19 protein-coding genes are annotated in these 25,809 nt (G+C 68.0%); all 19 read left to right on the top strand.

Going from position 1 to position 25,809, the window contains the following annotated elements; translation table 11 throughout:
- Window positions 1-30 precede the first annotated feature (30 nt).
- On the top strand, window positions 31-978 hold the full coding sequence (locus tag NNI01S_RS31635) for a C40 family peptidase (protein WP_063025002.1): 948 nt from the start codon (window positions 31-33) through the stop codon (window positions 976-978).
- Window positions 979-1,002: 24 nt separating this feature from the next.
- Entirely contained in the window at window positions 1,003-2,718 is a 1,716-nt protein-coding gene (locus tag NNI01S_RS31630) for a WXG100-like domain-containing protein (protein WP_063025000.1), read from the top strand.
- A 541-nt stretch (window positions 2,719-3,259) separates the two neighbouring features.
- Entirely contained in the window at window positions 3,260-5,020 is a 1,761-nt protein-coding gene (gene eccA / locus NNI01S_RS31625) for a type VII secretion AAA-ATPase EccA (RefSeq protein WP_063024998.1), read from the top strand.
- 103 nt (window positions 5,021-5,123) lie between these two features.
- Window positions 5,124-6,677, top strand: coding sequence for a type VII secretion protein EccB (eccB, locus tag NNI01S_RS31620; RefSeq protein ID WP_063024995.1), 1,554 nt, complete (start codon window positions 5,124-5,126; stop codon window positions 6,675-6,677).
- A gap of 59 nt (window positions 6,678-6,736) precedes the next feature.
- Window positions 6,737-10,681, top strand: coding sequence for a type VII secretion protein EccCa (eccCa, locus tag NNI01S_RS31615; protein ID WP_245676460.1), 3,945 nt, complete (start codon window positions 6,737-6,739; stop codon window positions 10,679-10,681).
- A gap of 94 nt (window positions 10,682-10,775) precedes the next feature.
- Window positions 10,776-11,192 (top strand): hypothetical protein, encoded by a 417-nt coding sequence (locus NNI01S_RS31610; RefSeq protein WP_063024991.1) that lies wholly within the window; start codon window positions 10,776-10,778, stop codon window positions 11,190-11,192.
- Between the two features lie 24 nt (window positions 11,193-11,216).
- Entirely contained in the window at window positions 11,217-11,525 is a 309-nt protein-coding gene (locus tag NNI01S_RS31605) for a WXG100 family type VII secretion target (RefSeq protein ID WP_063024989.1), read from the top strand.
- 42 nt (window positions 11,526-11,567) lie between these two features.
- Window positions 11,568-11,873: a hypothetical protein gene (locus NNI01S_RS31600; protein WP_063024987.1), complete on the top strand. Its 306-nt coding sequence runs from the start codon at window positions 11,568-11,570 to the stop codon at window positions 11,871-11,873.
- Between the two features lie 403 nt (window positions 11,874-12,276).
- Window positions 12,277-12,588 carry a hypothetical protein gene (locus tag NNI01S_RS31595; protein ID WP_063024985.1) on the top strand — a complete coding sequence of 104 codons (312 nt, stop codon included), beginning with the start codon at window positions 12,277-12,279 and terminating at the stop codon, window positions 12,586-12,588.
- Window positions 12,589-12,618: 30 nt separating this feature from the next.
- Window positions 12,619-13,995: a PPE domain-containing protein gene (locus NNI01S_RS31590; protein WP_084489449.1), complete on the top strand. Its 1,377-nt coding sequence runs from the start codon at window positions 12,619-12,621 to the stop codon at window positions 13,993-13,995.
- A gap of 56 nt (window positions 13,996-14,051) precedes the next feature.
- On the top strand, window positions 14,052-14,882 hold the full coding sequence (locus NNI01S_RS31585) for an ESX secretion-associated protein EspG (RefSeq protein WP_063025021.1): 831 nt from the start codon (window positions 14,052-14,054) through the stop codon (window positions 14,880-14,882).
- Window positions 14,883-14,916: 34 nt separating this feature from the next.
- Window positions 14,917-16,473, top strand: a complete 1,557-nt coding sequence (locus tag NNI01S_RS31580) for a MinD/ParA family ATP-binding protein (RefSeq protein ID WP_063024981.1) — start codon at window positions 14,917-14,919, stop codon at window positions 16,471-16,473.
- Window positions 16,470-17,993: a type VII secretion integral membrane protein EccD gene (gene eccD, locus NNI01S_RS31575; protein ID WP_063025019.1), complete on the top strand. Its 1,524-nt coding sequence runs from the start codon at window positions 16,470-16,472 to the stop codon at window positions 17,991-17,993. The genes NNI01S_RS31580 and eccD overlap by 4 nt, the downstream gene beginning before the upstream one ends.
- Window positions 17,993-19,351, top strand: a complete 1,359-nt coding sequence (mycP, locus tag NNI01S_RS31570) for a type VII secretion-associated serine protease mycosin (protein ID WP_063024979.1) — start codon at window positions 17,993-17,995, stop codon at window positions 19,349-19,351. The genes eccD and mycP overlap by 1 nt, the downstream gene beginning before the upstream one ends.
- Entirely contained in the window at window positions 19,348-21,063 is a 1,716-nt protein-coding gene (gene eccE, locus NNI01S_RS31565) for a type VII secretion protein EccE (RefSeq protein WP_063024978.1), read from the top strand. The genes mycP and eccE overlap by 4 nt, the downstream gene beginning before the upstream one ends.
- Before the next feature lie 16 nt (window positions 21,064-21,079).
- Window positions 21,080-21,433 carry a helix-turn-helix domain-containing protein gene (locus NNI01S_RS31560; RefSeq protein ID WP_063024976.1) on the top strand — a complete coding sequence of 118 codons (354 nt, stop codon included), beginning with the start codon at window positions 21,080-21,082 and terminating at the stop codon, window positions 21,431-21,433.
- Window positions 21,434-21,510: 77 nt separating this feature from the next.
- A complete protein-coding gene (locus NNI01S_RS31555) occupies window positions 21,511-22,560 on the top strand; it encodes a discoidin domain-containing protein (protein WP_063024974.1) in 1,050 nt (349 codons plus the stop codon).
- Window position 22,561: 1 nt separating this feature from the next.
- The gene (locus NNI01S_RS31550) at window positions 22,562-23,242 is read left to right on the top strand and encodes a hypothetical protein (protein WP_063024972.1); all 681 of its coding nucleotides are present in this window, start codon (window positions 22,562-22,564) and stop codon (window positions 23,240-23,242) included.
- Between the two features lie 170 nt (window positions 23,243-23,412).
- Window positions 23,413-25,809, top strand: a 2,397-nt coding sequence (locus NNI01S_RS31545) for an NAD-glutamate dehydrogenase domain-containing protein (RefSeq protein WP_245676458.1), incomplete at its 3' end; no start/stop codon positions are given.

The raw sequence follows: 25,809 nt of genomic DNA, 5'->3' as shown, positions 1-25,809 counted from the left end.
GTCGGTGATGAGCGATGGCGAGTCGGTCGAATGGCACCGGCACTGACGAACGACCTGGACGGAGTACTCCGATCGCTGCTCGCGCTGTACGGCGACGGTCAGCCCGCCGGCCAGGCGGCCACCACGACCCAAGCGCTCGCCGCCGATCTGCGCCCCCAGGCCGGGGCGGTGGCGCTACGGTACGGCGAGGCGCACGGCATGCAGATGTCGATCGCGGAATCGCACGCGGGCAAGGACAGCGTCGTCGGCAAAGCCGTGGGCGAGTCCGGTGACGGAACGGTCAACGGCCGCGGTCGTCTGAACAACCACATCGCGGATTTCCAGAGCCGGATACAGGCGATCGCTTCGGTGGCCGACACCCGCTTCAGCGGGCCCGCCCTGCTGGATGCCGCCCAAACCACCATCTCGAATGCCACCAAGCAGGTCGACGCCGATGTCGCCGCCGCGCGGCAGCAGGCCGCGCAGATCATGCCGCCTGCGACGCCGGCGACCCGGCAGGCCAGGCACGGTACGACGCCGCGCAGGCGGCGACGGACGCGCTCCAGGTCCAGCTCCTCGTCCCGGTTGCGCCGCAAGAGCGCCTTGCGCTCGGACGGAACCAAGGGCGGCAACGCCGTGCTGGCCGCCAGCAACTGGCTAGGTACCCCCTATGTGTGGGGCGGTGGTGGCGCGGGCGGTCCGAGCGGCGGCGGATTCGACTGCTCGGGCCTCACGCAATACGCCATCGCCCAGGCGAGCAACGGCGAAGTGGTGCTGCCCCGCACCACCTATGAGCAGATCTACAGCGGGGTGCGGGTGCACCCCGACGACGTGCGTCCTGGTGACCTGGTGTTCCCCGGTTCCTCCTTCAGCACCAGAGGGCCGGAGCACGTGCAGCTGGCCGCGGGCAACGGCATGGTCATCGAGGCGCCCTACACGGGGTCGACGGTGAAATGGTCGCGCATGGATAGCAACTCCGTCGTCGTGCGGGTGCTGTGACACGGTGACCATGGGGAGGATCGCGTGGCCATAAATATCCCCAGCGAGGTCGCGCTGTTTCTCAACATCTGTGGTATTCCCTACCCGGATATCAACGAGGACGACGTCCGCGCCCTCGCCGGGCATGTGCGCACCTTCGCCGCCCAGGTGCGGGACACGCACGACTCCGCGACCGGCGTGATCGATCAGATGGGCGCCTTCTACTCGGGGGAGTCCTATCAGCAACTGGTCGCCACCTGGGCGGGCATGAGCGCCGCCCACATGCAGCAACTCGACAGCGCGTGCAAGATCGTGGGCCAGGCCCTCGACGCCGCGGCGACGGTGATCACCGTGGTGAAGGTCGCCGTACTGGCCGAACTCGCCGCCCTGGCCGCGGCCTATACCTCGATGATGCTCACGCCGCCGCTGGCGCCTTCCGCGCCGCTGGTCGCCGCAGCGGCTCGCAAGCTGTGTGAGGAGATGGCCCAGTACCTGATCGGTTACATCGTCGCCGAAGTCATCGGCAAGGCGATCGAACCGCTCGAAAAGGCCATCGACGACATGGTCAAGGGAATCGTCTACGACGCGACCCGCGACGCGCTCGACATCCCGTCGTCGAGCAGACCGGCTCCGCTGCGCATCGATCCGGACGCGGTGCAGCACTTCGCGAAGGTGCTCGACGATCACGCCGACGACATCATGCGGCACGCGGCGACATTCGCCGATAACGTCTCGACACTCGATTTCACGACATCGACGCCGTTCGAGGACGCGGCGCAGCACCCCGCCACCGATCCGAGCGCTCCGCGTGGCCCCTCCGCGACGGAGCGGGAAGTTCCGTTCCAGCGCGGCGAACAGCCGAAGTCGCGGTTCGGCCCGAACGCATCGGCGGCGGGTATCGGTCTCGAGGGGCCCGGAATCGACGCGCGCGTCCCCGTCGCGCTACGCGACACCCCGAACGCGGTGGGCGCCGCGGAACGGGCGGCCGATCGAAACGGATCGGAAGGCGGCACGGGTACGCCGGTTCCGACCGGCGAGCGATCTTCCCCGCCGGCTGGGTCGGAAGGACGAGAGTCGGCTTGGGAATCCGGGAAAAGGACCGCGGCACCGGAGGTCGCGCCGAACGGGGTGGACCTGAGCGCGGCCGACCGACCGGCGGGAATCGAAAGGCCGTCCGCGACGTCCACGCACGCTGGAGCGGACGCCGTGCACGACGCGGCGCCGGAGGTTGCGGCGCGAACGCCGGGCGACTCCGATGCCCGCCCATCCGGTCGGGCCTCCGAAGCGGCTGGACTCGCCGACCCGGTACCCGCTGGGAGAACCCCTGCGGCCGCAGGCCCCGTTCTGGGCGATTCCCCAGGAGTTCCGCTTGCGGCGCGGCAGAGTCCGGGAGCGGCGGCCACTCCTTGGGGCCGAGCCGTGCCGCAGCCGCGCATGTCGGCACCCACGGCGCCGAAGTCCGAACGTCCGGCGAAGGCCACGCCCAAAGTAGGCGGGCCCACGGTCACGCCGTGGACCAAAACCCGTCGTAATCGGGATGTTCCGGCCGTGGTGCATGCTCCGTCCACGCGGCCGCCACTGCGGTTGGTCCGGGAGAAGGGCTCCGAAGCGAACAGCGCCGATCTCGCTGACGCGACTCCCGCGCCGCCGCGGGTGACGGCTCCGGCGTCCAGCACCGGGCCCGGTGAGGTGACGCCGGCGCCGCCGCGGGTGACGGCTCCGGCGTCCGATCACGCGGAGTCGCCGCCTACCCGGGGCTGATCGGACGATCGCGCGAAAAACGAACGCGCACAGAAAAACCCATTCCCAAGCGCGGGAATGGGTTGCCGAATGGAGGTGTTCGGGGGTGGTAGACGTAGACCGACTGTGCTACCGCCAGGGGTTGTCTTTCCCTCACAACGGCCGGTGGCCTGCCGGTGCCACCGGCCGTTGCTATTGGGTTCAGATCGTCAGGATGAGGGACTGACGATCTGTGTTCAGACAGTACCCTCTTCTGTCGGAACGTTCAATAGCGTGCACCTAAATAGCGGCAAGAATTTTCGTGGCGTCTCCGACCTGCTGCGCGGCGGCTGGTGGACCGGATCGCGGCTGGCCAGCCGCCGCCGAAGGGGTCGTCTGCAGGCGGATGATTGCCGACCCGAGGTAAACATACCGTTAACTGACGGCACGTTCAAAATCGGCATGTCGCGCAGGCGTCGCCGCCATCTCGACCCCTTCCCAGGCTTGGGAAGGGGTCGAGTCCTCGGCGTGACCCCCGGAATCTATCGTTCGAGCAGGCTAGATCGGCGGAAGGGAAGTCCGAGTGTCAGCGGCCGAGGACGCGTTCTACACGGGTGTTCAGAATCTTGGGTTGGTCGCGGGTGGCGTGCGTAACGACCAGCATGCGGCGGCGGCGTTTCGGGCTGCCACCGATCTCGACCCGGACATGTGCGATGCCTGGCTCGGGCGCGCCATGGCGGGGGAGGTCACCTCGGAGGTGATCTACGGCGCCTACCGCTCGGTGCACAACCTCTATCGCGACCAGCAGCGGGCCGGTCTGGTCGATCGCGCCCTGTGGTGCCAGGTCGAGATCGGCATGTACGGCCTGCGCGTCGCGATGGCGGATCGCGATCAGATCGCCATCGCACAGGCGTGCTCGTATGCCGAAGGTGGTGAATGGCAGGAAGCCGCGGCGATTCTCGACGAGGTCCCCCGCGACGATGTCTCCGACTTCGTGCGCATGTCGCTGTACTTCCGGACGAAGCAATGGCCGGAGGTGCTCTCCTTGCGCACCGCGCGGCCGGTGCTGGAGGACGGTCTGCTGGATATCGCCGCGGAGTTGATGACCGCGCAGTCGCTGGCGCACCTGGGCCGCTTCGGCGAAGCCATGCCGCGCGCGCAGCGAATCGTGGAGGACAGTTCCTCGGGCAGCCTGTCCTACATCTGGGCCGACGCGCACTTCCTGCTCGGCATGCTGATGCGGCACAACGGCGATCACGACGCCGCCGACAAGATCCTCAAAGGGCTGCAGGGCTCGGCGCTGTGGCCGGACCGCGAGGAATGGCAGCGAGCGGTGCGGGACAAGTCGTACCGATTCGAGGTCGCCACCGCGGAACTCATCGCGTCCCGGACGAACAGGTGGGACCCCAAGACGGGCGACGATCCGCGCGAGGCGGCTGCCAGCGCAGCGCGCGCGGAGCGCGAGAGTCTTCTCGCTGAAGCCTCCGATCTGCTGCAAGCGCAGATCGGCATGGATTCGGTCAAGGAACAGGTCGACCGGCTCAAGTCCGGCGTGCTGATGGACCAGGTGCGCGCCAAGCGCGGGCTCGCCGTGGACTCGAAGTCGCAGCACCTGATCTTCTCCGGCCCGCCCGGCACCGGCAAGACGACCATCGCGCGGGTGATCGCCAAGATCTTCGCCGGTCTGGGTGTCGTGGAGAACGCCGAGGTCATCGAGGTCTCCCGCAACGACATGGTCGGCACCCACTTGGGCCATACGGCGCCCAAGACCAATGCGCTCATCGACTCGGCGCTCGGCGGGGTGTTGTTCATCGACGAGGCGTACACACTGATCCAGGAAGGGCTTTCCGGCGGCGACGCGTTCGGCAAGGAAGCGGTCGACACGCTGCTGGCGCGCATGGAGAACGATCGCGACAAGCTCGTCGTGATCATCGCGGGATACGAGGATCAGATCGACCGGTTCCTGGCGTCCAACGACGGCCTCGCCTCGCGTTTCACCAAGCGCATCCGTTTCGCCAGTTACGACGCCGACGAACTGGTGCAGATCGCCGAACATATCGCGCGGAAGAAGGATTCGATCCTGTCCGAGCAGGCTCGCGAGGTGCTGCGCCTGAGGTGTGAAGAGCTGGCGGGACAGACGAAGAACGGCAGGCGGTTGATCGATCTGGCCGGTAACGGCCGTTTCGTACGCAACGTGGTCGAAGCCGCCGAAGCCGAGCGTGATTATCGCTTCACCAGGGAAAACGCGGATATCGCCGCCATGAGCGACGAGGAGCTCATGACGATCGACGCGTTCGACGTCACCGCGGCGTTGGAGGGCTTGGCGCCGAGCGCGCGGGCGTGAGGCGTCCGCTGATCCACTATCACCGGTGTTGGGAATAGTGGTCGTATTCATGCTGTGACCGCTGGTTACGGTTTGGTGAGGGCGGCGGAAGGAACGAGAACCGGTGGCGCGCTTCCGGGTTGTGACCAAACACCAGATTTCCGGCTGGCGTTTTCTGCTGCGACGGATCGAGCACGCGCTGGTCCGCCGAGACGCGTCGATGATCGATGACCCGCAGCGCGGTCGCTCGACAGCGCTGTCCATCGGCATCGCGCTGGCCTGCGTGATCATCGCCGGCGCCGCGGTGCTGGCGTTCTTCAAACCGGCCAAGAAGGTCGGGGATTCGAGGATCGTCGCGGAGAAAGACACCGGGGCGCTGTTCGTGCGCGTGAACAACCGGCTGTTTCCGGCGCTGAACCTGACGTCGGCTCGGTTGATCGTCGGTTCTCCCGACAATCCGGTGCAGGTTTCCCGGGACGAGCTGTCGAAGTATCCGCGCGGGCCGTGGGTCGGCATACCCGGTGCGCCGGGCAGCATCGTCGACACCGCCGAGAAGGATTCCTCGTGGACGGTGTGCGATACGGCGCGAATCGGTGCGGCTGCGCCGGTGAACCCGGCGACCGGTCTGCCTACCGTGAGTCGCTCCGCGGTGCGGACGACGGCGATCGGCGGCCCGCTCACCATCGACGGCGACGCCAACCGCCCGCTGGGTGACGGCGAAGCCCGCCTGCTGCGCGACGACACCACGACCTGGCTGGTGTACGCGGATGCCGAGAAAGGCGTGGTGCGCGCCGCGATCGACCTGGCGAACACCGCGGTGGCCATGGCGCTCGGCATCGACTCGACCGCTCCGGTGATGGCTGCCTCCAAGGGCCTGGTCAACGCGATTCCCGAAGCGCCGCCGCTGCGGGTGCCCGATGTGCCGGGCAAAGGCGAGATCCTTTCGCTGAACAATGGATTCACCACGCCGGTCGGATCGGTGCTCACCGTGGCGTCACCGGATCAGGGCGCCTCGTATTATCTCGTCTCCCAGTCGGGGCTGGTGCGGATCAGCTCGGTGCTGGCGGCGATGGTCCGCAATGCGGACGCCCAAGGCTCGGTGACCACGCGCACCGTGGGACCCAACGTGATCGCGGCCAATCTGCGTCCTGGTCAATGGCCGGGCACCGCGACCTACCCGACCCGTCCCATTCGCTTGGTCGACCCGGAGCGGTCCGGCGTCACGTGCCTGCACTGGTCGCGATCCGGGAACGATCCGAACGCGGCCACCGAACTGCTGGTTGGCAGGCAGTTGCCGCTCACGCAGGAGGAGCAGGGTCGCGCGGTGGACCTGGTGACCTCCTCCGCTTCACGCGGCACCACGGCGGACGCGGCCTACCTGCCCAGGGACACCGGGCGTTTCGTGCAGGTGACCGGCGCCGAACCGGGCTCGCCGCTGCGCGAATCGCTCTACTGGGTCTCCGACAGCGGGGTGCGCTACGGCATCATCACCGATCCGAACGGCGGGGGCACCGATCCCACCCTGACCGCGCTCGGGATGCGTGCGCCGGTTCCCGCACCGTGGAGCATCATCTCCCTGTTCGCGGTCGGGCCCGCCCTTTCCCAGAAGGAAGCTCGCATCCAACACGACGGAATCCCCAACAACAAGATCGTCGCCGGGCTCGGGGGTACGCAGTGACCACGACCCGCCGATTTGTACGACCCGCCCGGATGGTGCGTGGTCCCAAGGCCCCCGCAGTGACCGAACTGCGGCTGCAACCGCCGACCGAGCTGCCCAAACCGGTCCCGCCGTCGCGGATGCGAATGATCATGCCGGTGGTCATGGTCGCGGCCATGTGCGGAATGATGGTCATGATGTTCCGCGGCGGCGGAGCCATGAACCCGATGATGCTCATGTTCCCGGTCATGATGCTGGTGTCGATGTTCGGCATGATGGGCGGCGCGTTCGCGGGCAACTCCGGCGGCGGGGCCGCCAGCCTGAACGAGGAACGCAAGGACTACTTGCGCAGCATCACCGACAACCGCAAGACGGTGCACGCGGCGGAAGCCGAACTCCATGCCTTCCTGCGCTACACCCATCCCGGCCCGGACGAGATCGCCCGGCTGATCGGCGGCAAGCGGATGTGGGAGGTGCAGGTCGCGAGTCCGCAGTTCCTGCGCGTGCGGGTCGGCCGCGGCCGCATCGCCAACCAAGTGCGCGTGATCGTTCCGGAAGCCGCGCCCACCTCCGATCTGGACCCCGTCGGCGTCGTCGAGTTGACACGCTTCGCCAAGGCCTACTCCACGGTCGGCGGCATGCCCGTCGCGATCAATCTGCTGTCGGCGCCGCAAGTCGGCATCGACGGCGATCCGGAACTCGTGGCCGGGTTGGTCCGCGCGATGATCGCGGAGGTGGCGGTGCTGCACGGACCGGATCAGGTGGCGGTCGCCGCGGTGCTGTCCGATCCGGACGCGCCGGAATGGTCCTGGCTGAAATGGTTGCCGCACACCCAGCATCCGAACGACAACGACGCGATCGGCTCCAGCCGGATGGTCTACCGCACCGTCGCCGAGCTGCGCACCAAAGTGCTCGCCGGGCTGAATCGCGGCCCGTTCTCCGCCAATTCGCAGCCCACGCTGGACCGCACGCACTACCTGCTGATCGTCGACGTGCCCGGGCCCGCGAGCGACCGTGATATCTCCGGCATCGATGGTTGCACGTGGCTACGGCTGGGGCCCGCGGAGCAGAATCTGCCGCGCGCTCTGCGTTTCGCCGTGTCCGAGGACGGGTCGCTGAACGAGGTGACCGTACGCGGGCTGCGGCGGGTCGGCGTGGTCGACTCGCTGTCCACGGCGGCGATGACGGCGATGGCGCGCAGTCTGTCGCCGTACCGGTTGTCCACGGTGGTCGAAGCGGTGGCCGCCGAGCAAGCCAGTGGCGGCACGTCGTGGGAGGAGATGGTCGGCATCGCCGACCCCGGCGCCATCCGCGTCGAGCAGGCGTGGGTGCGGCGACGCGACGAGGATCGGGCCCGGTTGAATATTCCGTTCGGACACGATCCGGCCGGCAGCCTCGTCTATCTCGATATCAAAGAATCGGCCGAAGAGGGCATGGGCCCGCACGGTATGTGCATCGGCGCGACCGGATCGGGTAAATCCGAGTTCCTGCGTACCCTGGTGCTCTCTGCGGTGGCGACCCATTCGCCGGATGTCTTGAACCTGCTGCTCGTCGACTTCAAAGGCGGTGCGACCTTCCTCGGTTTCGAACGGCTGTCGCATGTGACGGCCATCGTGACGAACATGGAAGAGGAAGCCGACCTGGTCACCCGTATGGAAGACGTCATCAACGGTGAAATGGCGCGGCGGCAGCGAATTCTGCGCGACGCGGGCAATTTCGCCAGCGTCGCCGATTACGAGCGTGCCCGGGAGCAGGGCGCGGACCTGCGACCGCTGCCGACACTGCTGATCATCCTGGACGAGTTCGCCGAACTGCTCGAGCAGCATCCCAACTTTTCGAAGCTCTTCGTGGCCATCGGCCGGTTGGGCCGATCACTGCGCATCCATCTGTTGCTCGCGTCGCAGAAGGTACCCGCCAACCGCATGGGCGAGTTGGAAGCGCACCTCTCCTACCGAGTCGCACTGCGCACCAACCAAACCAGTGACTCACGTGATGCGATCGGTACCGCGGACGCCTACCACCTGCCGAAAAAGCCGGGGTCTGGTTACCTGCGAGTCGGCTCCGGTGACCTCCAGCGCTTCCAAGCCGCGTATGTGGGCGAGAAATACACTCCGCCCGCGCAGGTCTCCGCGGCCTCCGCGCAGCGCGCGCGTCGACCCGGTGGCGGATACCGGCCGCCGCAGCGCTTCATTACCGGCCACATCGCCGACACCCGGCCCGCTGTGGTCGAACCGATGGTGGCGCAGGAGACGCCCGAGGCCGCCGACGGCGAGTCGATCACGGTGATGGAAGCGGTGTTGCAGCAGTTGGCTCGGCACGGCCAGCCCGCCCACAAGATGTGGCTGCCGCCGCTGGTCACGCCGCCGACCCTGGAGCGGATGATCCGCGCGGTGCCGCAGGGAGCGTTGCAGATGCCGGTCGCGCTGGTCGACAAGCCACGGCAGCAGCGTCAGGACGTCTGGTCGGTCGACATGTCGGGCGCGGGCGGGCACATGGCCATCGTCGGCGGTACGCAGTCCGGCAAATCGACTGCGCTACAGTCCTTCATCCTGTCGGCGGCGCTGACCCACACCCCTGAACAGGTGCAGTTCTACTGCCTGGACTTCTCCGGCGGCGGCTTGGCGGCGCTGGTGAACCTCCCGCACGTGGGATCGGTCGCCGCGGCTCGGGACGGCGACCGCATCCGGCGCACGATCGCGTTGGTGACGAACCTGCTCGAGAGCAGGCAGTCGATGTTCACCGAGTTCGGCATCGACTCGATCCGGAAGTTCCGCACGGTGCGCGACGGCGGGGGAACGCCGCCGTGGCACGACCGTGATCCCTACGGTGACGTCTTCCTGGTCATCGACGGATGGGATGTCGGGTTCGGTACGAACGGTCCGTACTACGACGAATACACCCCGGTGATGGAGTCGATCGCCCTCCAGGGCTTGAACTACGGCATCCACCTGGTGGTCAGCAGTTCGCGCTGGATCGCGATTCGCCCCGCGATCAAGGACCTGATGCAGACACGCGTCGAGATGCGGCTGGGCGACCTGGCCGATACGACCTTCAATACCCACCGGAACGTTGTCGCCGCGATCCCCGCCAATCGACCGGGGCGCTGCATCTCGACCGAGGGTCTGCACATGCTCACGGCGTTGCCTCGCATCGATGGTGTGGGCGATCCCAATTCGGCCGCTGAAGGCCTCGCCGCCGCGGCTGCCGAGATCACCCAGCGTTATCCCGGAAGGCGTGCGCCGCAGGTGAAATTGCTGCCGCCGCAGGTGAGCATCGATGAAGTGCGTGCCGGATGGCCGGTGCCGCAAACGCTCGCTCAGCGTCTTGTCGTGCCGTTCGGCGTCCGGGAATCCGATCTCAGCCCGGCGACGATCGACTTCGGTGTGTCGACCCATTTCATCGTGCTGGGCTCGACCGGATCGGGGAAGTCCACCACCCTGGCCGCACTGCTGGAATCCATCAAACGCCAGTACGACCCGTCGCAGGCCCGCGTGTTGCTGATCGACTACCGGCGCAGGCATTTGGAGACGGTGCCGCAGGAGATGCTCATCGGGCATGTGACCAGCGAACGGGATGTGCGGGAGGCGCTGCCGGCGCTGGTGGAGAAGATGCGCTCGCGGCGCCCACCGGACAACGTGACAACCAGGCAGCTCGCGGAGCGCTCATGGTGGTCCGGGCCCGAGGTCTTCGTCGTGATCGACGACTACCACATGGTGGTACAGCGTGGCGGGCTGAATCCGCTGGAACCGTTGAAGGACATCATCGTCGACGGTCGCGATACCGGCCTGCACGTCATCGCGGCGCGCAACATCGCACAAGCGGACACGGCGTTGTACGACAACGTGATCGGCCAGATGAAGAACCTCAATTCCCCGGGGTTGATCATGGACGGTTCGAAGCTCGACGGCATCCTGGTCGGCGATGTCCGGCCCACCAAGCAGCCGCCGGGCCGGGGAATCTATGTGGAGCCCATGTCTTCTCGCCGAGATCTCGTCCAGGTGGCCTGGGTGCCTCAGCAGATGTGACGTCGGCGCCCATCCCAAGGTTGGGAATGAATTACCGTTTTCCTTAGCAGCCGCTCGATCCGAGCTGGTAGTCACGCTCGATTGGAGTCTCGCCATGGCACTCCCGGATTTCGGCATCGCGCCGCCGGACGTGCGGGAGGCCGCGACCGAGCCCAGGCGGATGCTCGGGACCATCTCCTGCCGCGCCGCCGGTGCCCGGGTGTCGGCGCCCTGGTCGCCGGGCCGGGCAACCGTGTGCCGGACGCCGCTGAACAACAGTGCAGGGCACCGCATGCGGGCGCACGAGCCGGGCGTGTGGTGCCATCGCGTCACAGACGGGACGCCACTGGATCGACGGAAGATCCTCGACCCGGCGGCGATATTCGTTCCCGGAGAAACTCAGGAGGTGCCGGTACTGGAGAACCCCCTGCAATCGGTGTGGTCGGGGACGTCGATGGCCCGAGTCGCGGCATCGTCGATCCCGGCGCACACGTCGTCAACGTCCTCGGCGAATCCGTCCGAGGCAAGGTAAACGCCTTACAGGATAGGAACAGATATGCCCATCGGCTACACCGGCGACCCGTCCGATATCAACTCCGCCGCCAAGAAGTTCTTCATGCACGCCGACACCTTCAAGAACCACCTGGGTATTCTCGAGGGCGTCAAGATGGAGTACGCGCCCGCCGTCCAGGGCGCGACCGGAAGCGCCATTCAGCAGGCGATGCAGGGAGCTCTCGACAAGGGCGGAAAGCTGCACGCGACCTTCATGGAGATCGTCGACGTCCTGAACTCCTCTGGCGCGAGCTTCGACAGCCAGGACCAGGAAAACGCGGCGCAGGTCAACAAATACAACCTCAATTTCTGAGCCGGGTCGGCACCAGAAAACCATCGGGAAAGGTTTCGGAAAATGGCTTTGAAGAACGATTACGATGCCGTCGAGGGCCTGGTCATCCGTACTGACAAGGTGCTCAGCGACATGACCGTGGACAAGGAAGAGCGGAACACGCTGGCCCAGCTGCTGAAGCAGTACTTCCAGGGTGACGCCGGTTCCGAGAACGGTAACCTGCAGGACCGCATCGACAAGCAGATCACCGAATACAACGAGGCGCTCATGGCGCTGAAGGCGGCCACCAAGGGCGTGTCGGGCATCGACGGCCAGTTCCGCGTGGTGGACCAGGGCCAGGCCACGCGGTTCTCGCAGATCGGGCTCTGACGACGCTGGTCCGGATCGCCATCCCGGCGGGTCATCCGGCTCGACCCGAGCCGGCTCCGTGATGGTCGATCGGATGCGGTCGCGGCGCTCGCGTTGTGCCGGTGCCGCGGCCGGTCGGAAATCGAAGGCAATCGCCCTCGGCGAATTCGTTCGCGAACATCGTCGAGGGCGATCGCATGTCCGGGATGCCGGCCGGGCGGGTGGGCGGACGACGCGTGTCACGTGACGCGTCCGCTCGTTCTCCACAGGATCTTCTGCAGGCGGCCTGGGGCGTGGTCGGCAGCTATGAATACGAGTTCCATACTGAATCCCCATCTCTGGGAATAGCCTAACGTTCTGATTGCACCGCTCGATGTCGATGTACTACTCGCCAAGAGTGGGTACTGGTCGTTAGGAGACTTCCATGCATCTCGCTGTCGATTGGGATCATCTCCCGGTTATCGCTTCGCAACTGGGCGTCAGCGCGGAGGATCTGATGCTGATGCTGGGTGCGGCCGCTCCCTTCGCTGTCCCGGCCCCGCCGGGTCTCGATGACGTGAGCGCGCTCATCCCCACCGCGTGCGCCAAGCAGGCGGGGTTGTTCTTCCCCACCACGGCAAACGGAATCGCCCTCGGCACTGACGGTGCGGTCGCGCTACCAGAGGTAGGCGCCGCCTTCGCGGTCGGCGACGTGACCGGTCATGGCCAGGTGCTCAGCAGAGCAGCCGCGTTCTAGGCGCGGATAGCGCGAGCGAAAGCTGACGAAATGCTTGCTGTGGTACTCGGCGCGCTGGGGCCGGAGGGGATCATCGCCCCGGTGCTCGCCGGCGATGGGGTCGCCACGACGCGGGCGACCGCGAAAGCTTATGCGGCTATGGCCATGCGATTGAACGCCGCCGCTGCCAGCACCGACAGTTCGATGCTCCAGATGAGCGGTACGTTCCAAGCGCTCACCGCGGACCAGGCGCAGGCGGCTTTCCGCAAACACGCGGCGTGGTTGCGCGAACAGGCGATAGTGGCGGAGGCAACCGGCCAGTTGCTGGACCGGGCGGCTGACATCTCAACCGCGGCGAAAGCCGCTATGGCGGTCATCGCCGCCGAGGCCGCCCGGGTCCGGGTACAGGAGGGTATCGCGCTCGGCGGCGGCTTCGGCCCGTTGAGCGGGGGGGTGCTCTTGGCAGCCGAAGCCGAGTTGCTCGCGCTCAGGGGGGCCGCGCTGGGGGTGATGGGAGCCTACGCCGGGGCGCTGGTGCCCACACTGGCCGCATTGCCGCCACCGCTGGAGGCGCCGCCGATTGTGACCGGCGGCCCAGGGCCGGGCCCGGGCCCGCAGACGGAATACGTGTCCTACGACAACCCTACCGACTACAACGGTAGCGATTTCACCAAGACCGATATCACTTCCACGTCGACGGGTGACGGGCCGACCGGATCGGATAACAACACCGGGACGGGCGATCAGAACCCCGGCGATACGACACAACCCGGCGACACGACACAACCCGGCGACACGACGCAGCCGACCCAGCCGACGGATCCGACTCAGCCGGCGGATCCGCTGGACCCCGCCACCAATCCCGACCAGTTGTCGCCGGACCCGAATGCCAATGGCTGGTCCGGAGATTCCGGGATGAACGGCTCGGGAGACGGAGGCCTGGGTCAGTCCTGGCTCTATGACACATCGCAGAATTCGCCCACGCTGGCCGGGCTGAGCGGTGGGGCCGGGAGTCTCGTCGCGCTGAACATGGCCCGTGGCGGCCTCGGATCAATGCCGGGGGCAGCGACCGGTTTCCGGATGCCCGCCAGCTGGAATCCAGGAGCCGGAAGGGCGTTCGGCGCCATGCCGCAGCAAGCGGCGTCCGGGCCGATGGCCCGGAAGGGACCACCGCGCGGTGCGGTCGCGCCCAAGGCGCGAATGCGACGACGCCGCGACGACGAGAAGCGCTCGTCGAAGGTGTTCGTACCGGGTGAGCCTCAGGATGTCCCGGTACTCGAGCAACCTCCTGTCATCGGAGTCATCGAGTACGAGGACCGCGACAGCCGAGACGAGCCGACGCTCGAATCGGTACTGGCGGTAGGCGTCATCGAGCGAAACGAGAACGAAGACGAAGCGGTGCTCGCCTCCACAGAACGTCCTCGGTGAACGCGCCGAGGTCGTATCCGGTCGAAGGAGATGATCACAATGCATTCGAGGAAGGTGTGGAAGACGATCCGGTCGCAATCGACCTGAATGTCGATGCCGCCCTGCTGTTACAGCATCTGGTCGACATCGAGTCCTATCCACCGGTATTGGCGCTGCTGCCGAACGTCTACCGAATCGAGGATCGGGATCGGGTGCATGCCGTAGTCGCCGCGCAGCTCACCGAAGTGGGCGTGCTCGAGGACGGACGCGTGCACCCGGTCGTCGAGCATTGGCTGCGGTGCCTGTACCGGCCGGACGTGGAAATGGCGGTGCGGATCCTGGACACCGGCTTGGACGGTGAGCGGAAAGGAATGCTGCGGATGTCACTGGTGCGCGCCGGTGATACCCATGTACTCGCGGTGCGCTCCGGCGACCATGTCGTCATCCAGTCGGTGTTCCAGCAGGACGACCAGCTCGACACCTTGCCTGCCGCCGTTCTGGCCGCGCTCGGTCCGGCGCCGGCACTGCAGTTCGAGCCGGTTGCCGCGCCGGTGGAGCAATTCGGTGAGATTCCCGATGACCAGGACGAACAGCGGCGCGCCCTGGTAGAACTCGGGGCGGAACCGCACGCCGCCGCGGTGCTGAGCCGGGTACTGGACGAGGTGGTCCGACGGGCCGAAGTGGTGATCATCGAGCACCGCGACGGCAGCTCTGCGCAGTCCGTATCCAGCGTGAACGTGGTGGATACGCTGTCGGGGCGATTCATCGTGACGCCGAGCGTCGCGATGGACGGACGGAAGTGGGCGAGATATGCGCCGGGCGATGACGCGGCCCTACGGTCGGGTATCGGGGCGCTGATCGACCTGCTGCCCGGTCGAAGTTGGTTCGACACCAGCAGAACGAGCTGAACGTCGGACCGTGTTTGTCGAGAGGACGACGGAAATGAACCGAGCACCGAGCAGAAACGGTCATGAGGCCGAGTCCGCGCGCGCCCGCGGCGGTTACGACGCGTACTTCGCACCGACGAACGAGCTGACCGATGCGGCCGTCGCACCGGGCCCCGCCGAGAAGAACCAGGACGCCGACAATTTCACCCATGTCGAACCACCGATCGGTGCCCCGCGCGAGCCGCATTTCTCCGCCGCGGAACCTGATTCCCGATCCCCGCAGGCGGTGACGCCGCCGCCCGCCGCGGGCCCGCCACCTCGGCAGGCGAACGCGCCGACACCACAGGCGACCACGCCACCGGCGCAGACCAACGTCGCTCCGCCGCCGCCGAGCGCCCCCTCGCCGGGCTACTCCGCCGCCCCACCCGCGGCCGCGCAGCAATCGGCGCAACAGCATTCGGCACAGCAGCAGTCCACCGAGCAGTACCGAGCCGACCATGCCGCCGCTACGCCGTCTCAGGCGATCGCGCGCACCGAACCGGAATCCGCGAATCAGCAGTGGTCTTCCGGATCGGCCACGCCCTGGGTCCCCGAGCGCGTCGACCACTCCGCCTACGAGCCGACGCCGCGCATCGAGGTGCTGCCCGCCGCGCTCAGCTCGATCGAACTGCTCGCCGACATCTCCGCCGCGAAACGCGCACAGCTGCGCTCCAACTCCGGTATGCGCGGTGCGCTCAACAAGGTCGGTTTCAATCTCGGGCTTTCGCCCGCGGAACAGCGCGCCGAGGACCGCAAAGCGCGAATCCGGCGCCAGCTCACCACGACCTATCAAATCGCGGTGATCAGCGTGAAGGGCGGCGTCGGCCGCACCACCACCGTGGCGGCGCTCGGCTCGACCTTCGCGGGTCTGCGCCCGGACCGGGTGGTCGCGATCGACGCCAACCCGGACTTCGGCGACCTCTCCACCCGCACCTGCAGGCACCCCTACGGCCTGACCCTGCGCGATCTGGCGCAGGCGCAGAACCTCGACGCGTTCTCCGCGGTGCAGTCGTTCACCTCGATCAACTCCTCCGACCTCGCGGTGATCGCGTCGCCGTGGAGCACCGAGGCCACCGAGGCGCTGTCGGGCCGCGAGTACAGCATCGCCGTGGACGTGCTGCGCAAGCACTTCAATCTGCTGGTGGTCGACTGCGGGACCGGTGTGCTGGATTCGGCGACGGCGACGGTGCTGCAGACGAGCGACGCGGTCGTCGTCGTCACTCCGGCCACCGTCGGCGGCGTAACCGGCGCGGTGGCCACCTTGAACTGGCTGAGTTCGCACGGCCTGCAACACCTGATCGCGAAGTCGATCGTCGGCATCGTGCATCACCAGCCGCTGAAGCCGACCGTCGACGTCGACGCGATCGAGAAGCTGTTCGAGACCGCGCAGCGCCCCACCTGCGTATTGCCTTACGACGCACATCTGGCCGAAGGCGGCGAGATCGACCTGCGGTTGTTGGAGAAGGAGACCGTGCTCGCGTTCGAAGAGCTGGCCGCTTGGCTGGCCGATGGATTCCCTGGATACCTCTCCAGCGGCGCCGACAACTCCGGTGACCGCGGGGGGTGGCGATGAGTACTGCCGTCGCGCCCGCGCCTGCCGGGACGCAGCCGTCGGCGGAGGTCGCGCGGGCTCGGATAGCCGTGATGGTCTCCACGTATCAGGTCGATGTGGTGGTGCCGACCAAGTTCACCATCGAGACGTTCATCGATGATCTGCTGGTCGTGCTGGCCTCGGCGATCGATGACGAGAGCATCGATTTCACGCCGCCGCAGGGACAGTGGAGCCTGGCCCGTCCGGGCGAGCTGCCGATTCCGCGCTGGCGCAGCTTGGCCGACCACGACATCAGCGACGGCACGATACTGATGCTGTCGGTCGTGGAGTCGGCGGAGGTGTTCACGCCGGTGGTCGAGGACATCACCGACGCGCTCGCCTTGATCAACGAGCGCGAGTTCGCCGAGTTCGACGCGAACACCGCCGCGATCGTCGGGCTGACCGCGCTGGGCGTCGGTGCCTCGGCGGTGGCCGCGATGCTGGCCTGGTCGTGGACCATGACCGGTTCGGTCCTGTGGTGCGGGCTGCCCGCCCTGCTGCTCGGCGGGCTGGGCTGGGCGGGGGCCGCACTCGCCCGCCGCCGCAGCGCGCCTGCCATGATCACCTTGGGTTTGTCGCTGTCGGCGACGCCGCTGTTGTTCGCGGGCGGCGCGATGCTGGTGCCGCCGGCCTACGGTCAGCCGGGTCCGTTCGCGGCCGCCAATCTGGCGGCCGGGGCAGTGGTCGCGGCGGTGGCTGCCGCCACCATGATGCGGGTGAGCGGCGTCGGCATCGCCACGCTGATGGCGGTGACGGTGCTCGGCGTCACGCTGACCGCTGCGGCTTTGCCGCTGACCTACGCGGATCTGTCCGTCGAGCAGGTCGCGGGTGGCGCCGTGTTCGTGGGGATCGTGCTGCTGACCATGGCGCCACGCTTGGCCGTCGTGATCGCGCGCATCCGGCCGCCGGATCTGCCCGATCCCGGCAACGAGGTCTCACCGACGACGCTGACCGACATCTTCGACGCGGAGACGGTGCGCGAGGGGGACGAGCACACCGCGGCGGGCGAACAGCAGCGCCATGCCAACGAAGCCGGCATCGAGAGCCGCGCCCGGCTGGCGGTGACCAGCCTGCGCGGCCTGATCGCGGCGATCTCCACGGTGCTCGCGGTCTCCGCGGTGATCTCGGCCGTGACCAGCCCCGGCGGCATCCGCGAGATCGTCATGGCCACCGCGATCGGCGGCGTGCTGGCGATGCGCGCGCGTTGGCATCCGGACCGGGTTCAGGCCATCGCACTGATCGCCGGGTCCGCCGTGACCGTGTGCGGCGTCGGTTTCAGCCTGGTCGGCGCCTATGAGACTCCGGCTCCCCGCCTCGTGGTCGGACTCGTTGTCGCTGTGGTGGCCTGCGCGGCTTGTGCCGCGTCGTTCCGACTGCCCGGAAAACGACTCTCCCCGGTCACCCGCCGGGTCATCGACCTGGTGGAATACGCGCTGATCCTGGTCGTTCCCGTAATCGCCTTCTGGATCATGGGCATCTATACCGCGATGCGAGGGATCTGATGAAGCTCGGCAGTGCCGCTGTGGCGGTCCTCGCCGGGGTGACGCTGGCAGTCACCGCCGCCCCCGCGCTCGCGCTGGAACCGCCGCAGGTCGTGATCGGTGCGCCGCCGGCGGATGACCCACCGGGCCCCGAGGAGCCGATGAAGCAGCAAAAGGGCTGCCTGGCCGCGGGCGTCCTGCCCGACAGCGACCTCACCCGCACCCCGCCGCCGGAACTGGCGCTGGATCTGCGCCGCGCCAGGGCGCTGAGCCGGGGCGCCGGAGTGACCGTCGCCGTCATCGACACGGGGGTGCAGCCCCAGTCGCGCCTGCCCAACCTGGTCGGCGGCGGCGACTACCTCGCGGCCGGTGGCGACGGTCTGTCCGACTGTGATGCGCACGGCACGCTGGTCGCAGGCATCATCGGCGCCGCCTCCGATCCCGCGGACGGATTCGCCGGGGTGGCGCCGGACGCGCGGATCATCTCCATCCGCACGCGCTCCGGCGCGTTCAGTCCCGAACGGCCGAGTTCCGATCCCGCTCAGCGGATCGCCGTCGAGATCAGGACGCTGGCCCGGGCGATCACGCGTGCCGCGAATCAGGGCGCCGGAGTGATCACCGTGTCGCTGCCGACCTGTATGCCGGTGGACGCGCAGGTCGACCAGTCCATGCTGTCGGCGGCCATCGGCCATGCCGTCCACGTCCGCGGTGCGCTCATCGTGGCCGGGGCGGGTAACGCGGGGGGCGCCGCCAACTGCGCGCAGAATCCGGACATCGATCCGGCGCGCCCCAGCGACCCGCGCAACTGGCGCGACGTCAAGACCATCTCCACGCCGGGTTGGTTCGGCCCCGACGTGCTCACGGTGGGATTCACCACCGCGACCGGCGCTCCCATGCCGGATTCGCTCACCGGCCCGTGGGTATCGGTGGCCGCGCCGGGGACCGGAATCGAATCGCTCGGCCCCGGCGGCGGTGGCCTGATCAACGGCGTCGGCGAACCGGACAAGCTGGTGCCCGTCGGCGGCGCGTCCTTCGCGACGGCCTACGTCAGCGGGGTCGCCGCCTTGTTGCGGTCGCGGTTCCCCAACGAGACCCCGCGCGAGATCGCTTCCCGCCTGCAGGCCAGTGCGCACGCGCCGGCCCGCGGCATCGACAACATCGTGGGCGCGGGCGTGATCGACCCGCTAGCCGCCCTCAGCTACCGCACACCGCCGCAGCAACCTGCGGGCTTGTTCCGGTCCGCGGAACTGCCCATACCCGCTCCGCCACGCGCGAAAGATCTGCGACCCGCGATCACCGCGACCGTCGTCATCCTCGCGGCGGTGCTGCTCGGCCTCGCCGGAAGCCAGGTCAACGCCGGGATGCGGAGGCGCCGGTGAGCTTTCCGAGCGTTCGGGTCGCCGGCGTCGAGCGTGGTCCGTTCGCCACCTTCGTCATCGTCGGCAGTCCGCTGCTGGTCGGCCTGTCGGCCAAGACGCCGTGGTGGGTGAGCGCCGTGGTGGTCACGGTCCTGGTCGTGACGGTGACCGTCCGGGTGAACGAACGAACCGGCATGCGCTGGTTGCTCGACTGGGTGGCCTACCGCACCGGACGGACCGCGCGGGCGCGCGAACGCACCCAGCCGGCGCGGATCCAGGACGTACAGGTCGCCGCGGGAGTCTGCGGCGTCAGCGAGGCGGGCGACACGCTGATCGCGATGATCCAGCTCGCGCCCAACCTGGACCTACCCACCGTCATCGCCGAGCGAACCCTGTACACCGAGGACACCATCCCGGTGGACGCGCTGCTGCCGATGCTGGACCAGTTCGGCATCGCGGTGGACATCGACATCGTCACCACCGGTCAGCGGGTCCGCTCCAGCGGCAGCTACAGCATGCTGTACGACCAGCTGATCGGTTCCCACCCGGTGGTCGGGGACCGGCTGACCTGGCTGGTGGTGCGGCTCGACCAGGAACGCAACCTGGCGGCGCTCGGCAAGCGCGGGCCGTGCGCGGTGGTCGCGCCCAAAGCGCTGGCCAGCGCCACGCATCGCATCGCGGGGCGCCTGCGCGAGCGAGGGATCGCCGCGCACGCCCTGCCCGCCGCCGCCCTGCAGGACGCGACACGCCTGCTGCACGCGGGCGTCGAGCTCTCCGATCTCCGGGAAACCTGGGGCAATCTGGAGTCGTCGGTGCCGGGACGGTGCGTGACCAGCTTCCTGATCGACTGGACCCGGCTGAGCGGGGTGAGCCTGGACGACTGCTGGACCTGGAACCGCGGGCGCACCACCCTCGTGGTGAGCCTGACCGACGACACGGCGGGCCCGCGTGCCATCGTCCGGTTCATCGGTCCCGCGGTCACCACCGAACCGCCGGATTATCTGCGGCTGCTGGGCGGCGCCCAGTCCACCGCCCTGCTGGCGTCGTTGCCCACCGGCGCCTCCGTCCGCGCCCTGCGCGGCTTCGAGTCCGGCGCCGACATCGCCCCCGACGAGCTCGTCACCGACCTGGCCATCGCGATCGGCCCGAACGGCCAGATCCTGGGCGCGATCAGCGGTCAGCCGCGCCATACCCTGGCGCTACCGCTGTTCGACCCGGCGCGTTACAACCCGCGCAGGCGCACCATCGACGTGCACGCCATGCTGCCGGTCGCCCAGCAGATCATTCTGCGGGCGATGGTGGTCGGCGCGGACGTGGAGATCCACTCGGCGCGTCCGGACAGCTGGCGCCAGCTGGTGACCGCGGTCGGCGACCCGCGCTCCATGCGCATGGCCGACCCGGGCGACGCGCACGCGGGCGACGCGGAGGCGGAGCCCCCGGCCACCATCGCGGTCTTCGACCACCTGCCGCCACGTGCGTCCAGGGCGCACACGACGGTCACCATCAGCGAGCCCGGCGGTCCGCGCAGGCGTGCGGTCGATCTCGCGATCAACCAGGTCAGCGCAACCGCGGTGGACGTGAGCATCCCGATGCGCACGGTGCGGGTTGACCTCATCGAGCCGAGAGGCGAGACACGATATTTCGATACTGTCGACGGCCCGCCCGCGCATCCCGCGCAGGCATCAGGACCCGTGGTTGCACCTCCGCAACCCGGTGGTCGTCGCGTGAGCTGATGGGAGCGGTCGGTTAATGTCTATCACCGTGGTAGCGGACACCCATTCCGATGGCGGCGATCTCCCTCATCCGGACGCCGGGGACGCGCTGACCCCGAGACAGGCCGCAGCGGCGATATTTTCCAGCCGGTTGTCGGAGCTGATCGCGGAATCCGTCGTCTCGACCGAGGACGGATCGACGCGGTCGCTGACGCTCTACTCGCTGGCGCAGCACCTGGAACTGGCCTACCCGGACGTGCCGGTGTCGCAGTCGGGTCTGTACCGGCTGATTCACGGTGACGCGATCCCGCGCTTGGACTTGGTGATCGCGCTGGCGCGCGTGTTCGACGTGCCGCCGGAGTACTTCGTGACCGAGGAGAAGAAGCGCTGATCCGGCCGGTCGGCTGTTCTCTCCAGCGGGAATAGCGACGGCTCGGCGGGTGACGCGGTCCGGATACGATCCGGATCATGCCCGCCGAGGACCCGGGAGACGTCTTTCTCCGTCATCGAGGTGCGGTCCTCGACGCACTGCTCGCCGATCCTTCGTTCGGGGCGTCCGCGACGTCGTCCACCGTCGACGCGGATTTCGGCGGCGGCGCGGAACAGGTCGACAGCGCGGCGCTCAGCGTCCCTTCGCTCGGGTTGCCGGACCTCGACTCGCAGCCGCAGGAGGCCCCGCCGCGGCCTCGCACCGGTGACGGCCCGAAGGCCAGCGAGCGAATCCTGGCGCTGCTGAACGGACAGGCGCAGGACTCCACCCCGGCGATGGATTTCGCGAACGACTACTCATCGGTCGCCGGGAGATCCAACGCGGAGGCCGCGCCGGAACCGGAGCCGGAGCGCCCGTCCACGGCATCGGCCAACCGGCTCGCCCCCGCGCAGCAGATGGCGAAGGACGCGCTCGTCCAACTGCGCAAACCCAAGGTCGCGCTGATCGTCGCCGCGGTGCTCGCCGTGCTGCTGGTCCTCCTGCTGATCACCACCGGCGGCCAGGAGAACACGGCGCAGAATCAGCTGCTGGTCGTCACGCCGCCGCCGACTTCCGCCGCGCCATCGACCTCGCCCGCAGCACCGGCGAGTTCGATCATCCAGCCGAAGTCCGCGACCTCGAAATGCCCGCCGGGAAGCACCTCGGCGATGGACGCATTCGGCGGACAGACCGGCAAGGCGTGGTCGTGCGTGCGCGCCTACAAGGTCGACGGTCAGGTCATCACCATCGATCTGGGCAAGACCTATCAGATCGATTCGATCGGCATCGTGCCCGGCTGGGATTACATCAGCGCGGACGGCACGGACCAGTGGGCCAAATACCGTACGGTCAGCCGGGTCTCGTACCTGCTCGACGACGGCAACAAGACCGTCTTCACGCAGCCGACCCTGGACCAGCGGACCCTGGTGGTGACCAAGATCGAGCCCGCGGTGAGCGCCTCGAAGATCGTGCTGACGGTGCTGGACTCCAAGGGCGAACCGACGATCAACACCACCGCGATCTCCTCCATCGTCATCACGGGGCGCTGAGGTGTCCACACTGCCCGACCTGGTCTGCCAGTACTGCTCGCACCGCAACACCGGTGCCGATTCGCGCTGCGCGCACTGCGGAGCGCCGCTGCACGCGGCCATGGACAAGATGAAGTCCGTCGCGGAGAAGCTGCCGGCCCAGGTCGCCGAAGTCGCCGAGAAAGCGGGCGGCGAGGCGAAAAGATTTGTGGACAAGGCTTATCCGCGCTGGCAGTGGCAGGCCGTAGGGGTGCTCGCGCTGCTGATGGTGCTCGCCGTGGTCTGGGGAGTGCGGTCCTGTTCGCTGTCTCTGCCGTCGGCCGTGCAGGGAACGGCGCCGGTGCGAGCCATGCCGGATCTGCTCCGCACCTCGGCGATCTGTCAATCGCTGGACTCGGGCGGGCAGCGGGAGAAGTGCGTCATCACCGCCACCGACCCGCTGTTGTTCGGCAATATAGCCGGCGGCCGCGACCTGACGTTCTATGCCGAACTGCTGTCGCAGGATCGCTTGGCCGACAGCATCTCTCGATGGCGCGGTGCGGGAGGATCGGCTCTCGTCGACGGTCCTGTCTACGCGGCGATCGGCCCCTCGGCAACCGTCTGGTACGCGGACACTCGGACAGGTCTGCGGTTGGAGACGGGCACCTTCGCCGGGCGAACCGGCGCCCAGACCTTCATGTCGCGGGCAGGACTGGTCCGCTGACGTAACAGCGGTCGTGCCACTGAGCCCCAGAAAATCCCTGATCCGGACGACGTAACCCATGTCCGTCCAGGCAAATTATTGTTACACTGTTGATTGTGCCGTTATCCAGCGGTACGTTATTTGAAGTACGAAACACGTACAAGCGCAGTACTCGGGAAGGCAACGGATCGATGGTGGCAACCACCCAGCAGACGATTTCACCGAAGCGGTTCCGCGATGATCCGACCGATCTGGAGGCGGCATATTTCCGGTGGATCCAGCCGGGGTCCTCGACGTCGGCGATCACGGATCGGGCCGAGGAGATCTTCCGGCAGCATCTGGAGCTGGCGGCGACGCGCGCGCCCGGTTCGGCGACCACCAGGGTCTACCGCCCGGATGACAGCGCGGGGGTCGGCGCCGCGATCCAGATCGTCAACGACGACATGCCGTTGCTGGTCGATTCGGTGACGGCGGCGCTGCGCCGCCTGGGCGCGACGGTCACCGAAATCGTGCACCCGGTCTTCGACGTCTCGCGGGACGCCGACGGCCGCGTGCTGTCCATCGCGCCCCGGGACGGCGTGGCCGAGCCGGCCGGTGAGGCCGACGGGCGGACGCTGCGCGAATCGTGGATCCACGTGCAACTCGGCGCGGGCCTCTCCGACGAACTGGTGGACCGGATCGAACAAGCCCTGCCGCCGTTGCTGGCCGACCTGCGCCGGGTGGCCGACGACACGCCGACCATGGTCGAGGTACTCAATACCGTTGCCGACCAGCTCGATCAGGCCGCGCAGTGGGCCGGTGACGCGGAGATCCCGCAAACCGCCGGGCTGCTGCGCTGGCTGTCCGACGGGCACTTCACGCCGCTCGGCTACGGGTACTACCACTTCCGCCGCTCCGCGCCCAGCGCGAACGCCGACTTCGAGCCGTGGCAGCTGCCCGGCACCGGGCTCGGCATTCTAGGCAACGGCGCCGAGGCGGACATCAGCGTCCCCGTGGTGGGCGCGAAGCGCACGGTGCTGCGGATGGCCAACGGCTCGGTGGACTCGCTGCTGCCCGGTTCTCGGGATCTGTACTTCATCAGTGTCGCCGACTACGGCGCGAGCGACCCCAGCGGCCGGGCGGCCTGGGGCGACACCGTCAAGATGGTCAAGGGCGAGCACGTCTTCGTCGGCACCTTCACCGTCGCGGGCTTGCACGAGAACATCCTCGACATCCCGGTCATCTCCCGGCGCGTGCTGCAGGTCATCGAATGGGCCGGATTCGGTCTCGACTCGTTCTCCGGACAGGCCATGCTGGAGATGATGCAGTCGTTCCCACGGGTGGAGTTGTTCTCCACCGACGCGCGCAGGCTGTTCGAAACCGTCTCCGCGGTCATGAATCTGGGGCTGCGGCGGCAGGTGCGGCTGTTCATCCGGCGCGATTCGCGCAGTGACACCATCTACTGCCTGGTCTACATGCCGCGCGACCGCTACTCCACCGAGGTCCGGGTGCGCATGGGCGAGATCCTGCGCGAGCAGTTCGACGCCGAGCAGATCGCGTACTCGGCGCGGGCCACCGAATCGGAGCTGGCCGTCGTCTACTTCACCGTGCACCGCAAGCCGGGCTCCGACGCCGCCGACATCTCCGAGGAGAATCGCGAGCGGATCCAGGAGCTGCTGCTGGCCACGACGTGGACGTGGGGCGACCGCCTGGTCGCCGAAGCCGCGGGTGCGTCCGACGTACCGCAGGCGCTGGTCACCGAGTACGTCGCGGCTTTCCCGGCGAGCTACCAGCAGGAGCACGAGCCAGCGCACGCGCTGAGCGATCTGCGCAGGCTCGAGCGGCTGGCCGACGGCGCGATCGACACCGATCTCTACCGCCAGGGCGACGCCGCCTCCGCCGAGTGGCGCTTCACGCTGTACGTGGCGGGCGAGGGCGTCTCGCTGAGCCGGGTGCTTCCGGTTCTGCACAGCCTCGGTGTGGAGGTCGTCGACGAGCGGCCCTACCGCATCACACTGGCCGACCGGCCGGACCGCTGGATCTACGACTTCGGGCTGCGGGTGACCGCGGCGCCGCTGCGAGAAGCGCTGGCCGCCGAGCCCGCCGCGCAACTCGCGCACTCCATCGACGCCACGTCGCTGCCGGAAACCAGTGTGCGGCGGCGTTTTCCGGACGCGGTGACCGCGATGTGGTTCGGCCGCGCCGAAGTCGACGGCTTGAACGAACTGGTGCTGCGCGCCGGTCTGCACTGGCGTGAGGTGGCCTTGCTGCGGGCCTACGCGAAGTATCTGCAGCAGGCCGGATTCGCCTACACCTTCGGAAACATCACCCGCGTCTTGCTCACGCATCCGGCGACGGCGCGGTCGTGCATCGACCTGTTCGCCGCGTACTTCGACCCGGACGGCGTCGGCACGGAGGCCGCGGGCCGGGCCGCCGAGATCGCCGAGCGGGTGCAGGCCGAGATCGACGCGGTGGTCAGCCTCGACACCGACCGCATCCTGCGCGCCTTGTTCGGCTTGATCGAGGCGACCCTGCGGACCAACTACTACCGGCGCGACGAGGCGGGCGCCTTGCTGGACTACCTGTCGGTCAAGCTGAATCCGCATGCC

The sequence above is a fragment of the Nocardia niwae NBRC 108934 = DSM 45340 genome, assembly GCF_001613465.1.
Classification (GTDB): Bacteria; Actinomycetota; Actinomycetes; order Mycobacteriales; family Mycobacteriaceae; genus Nocardia; species Nocardia niwae.
Note: the sequence above shows the minus strand (reverse complement) of the source record. Positions and strands in the feature narration are given on the sequence as shown.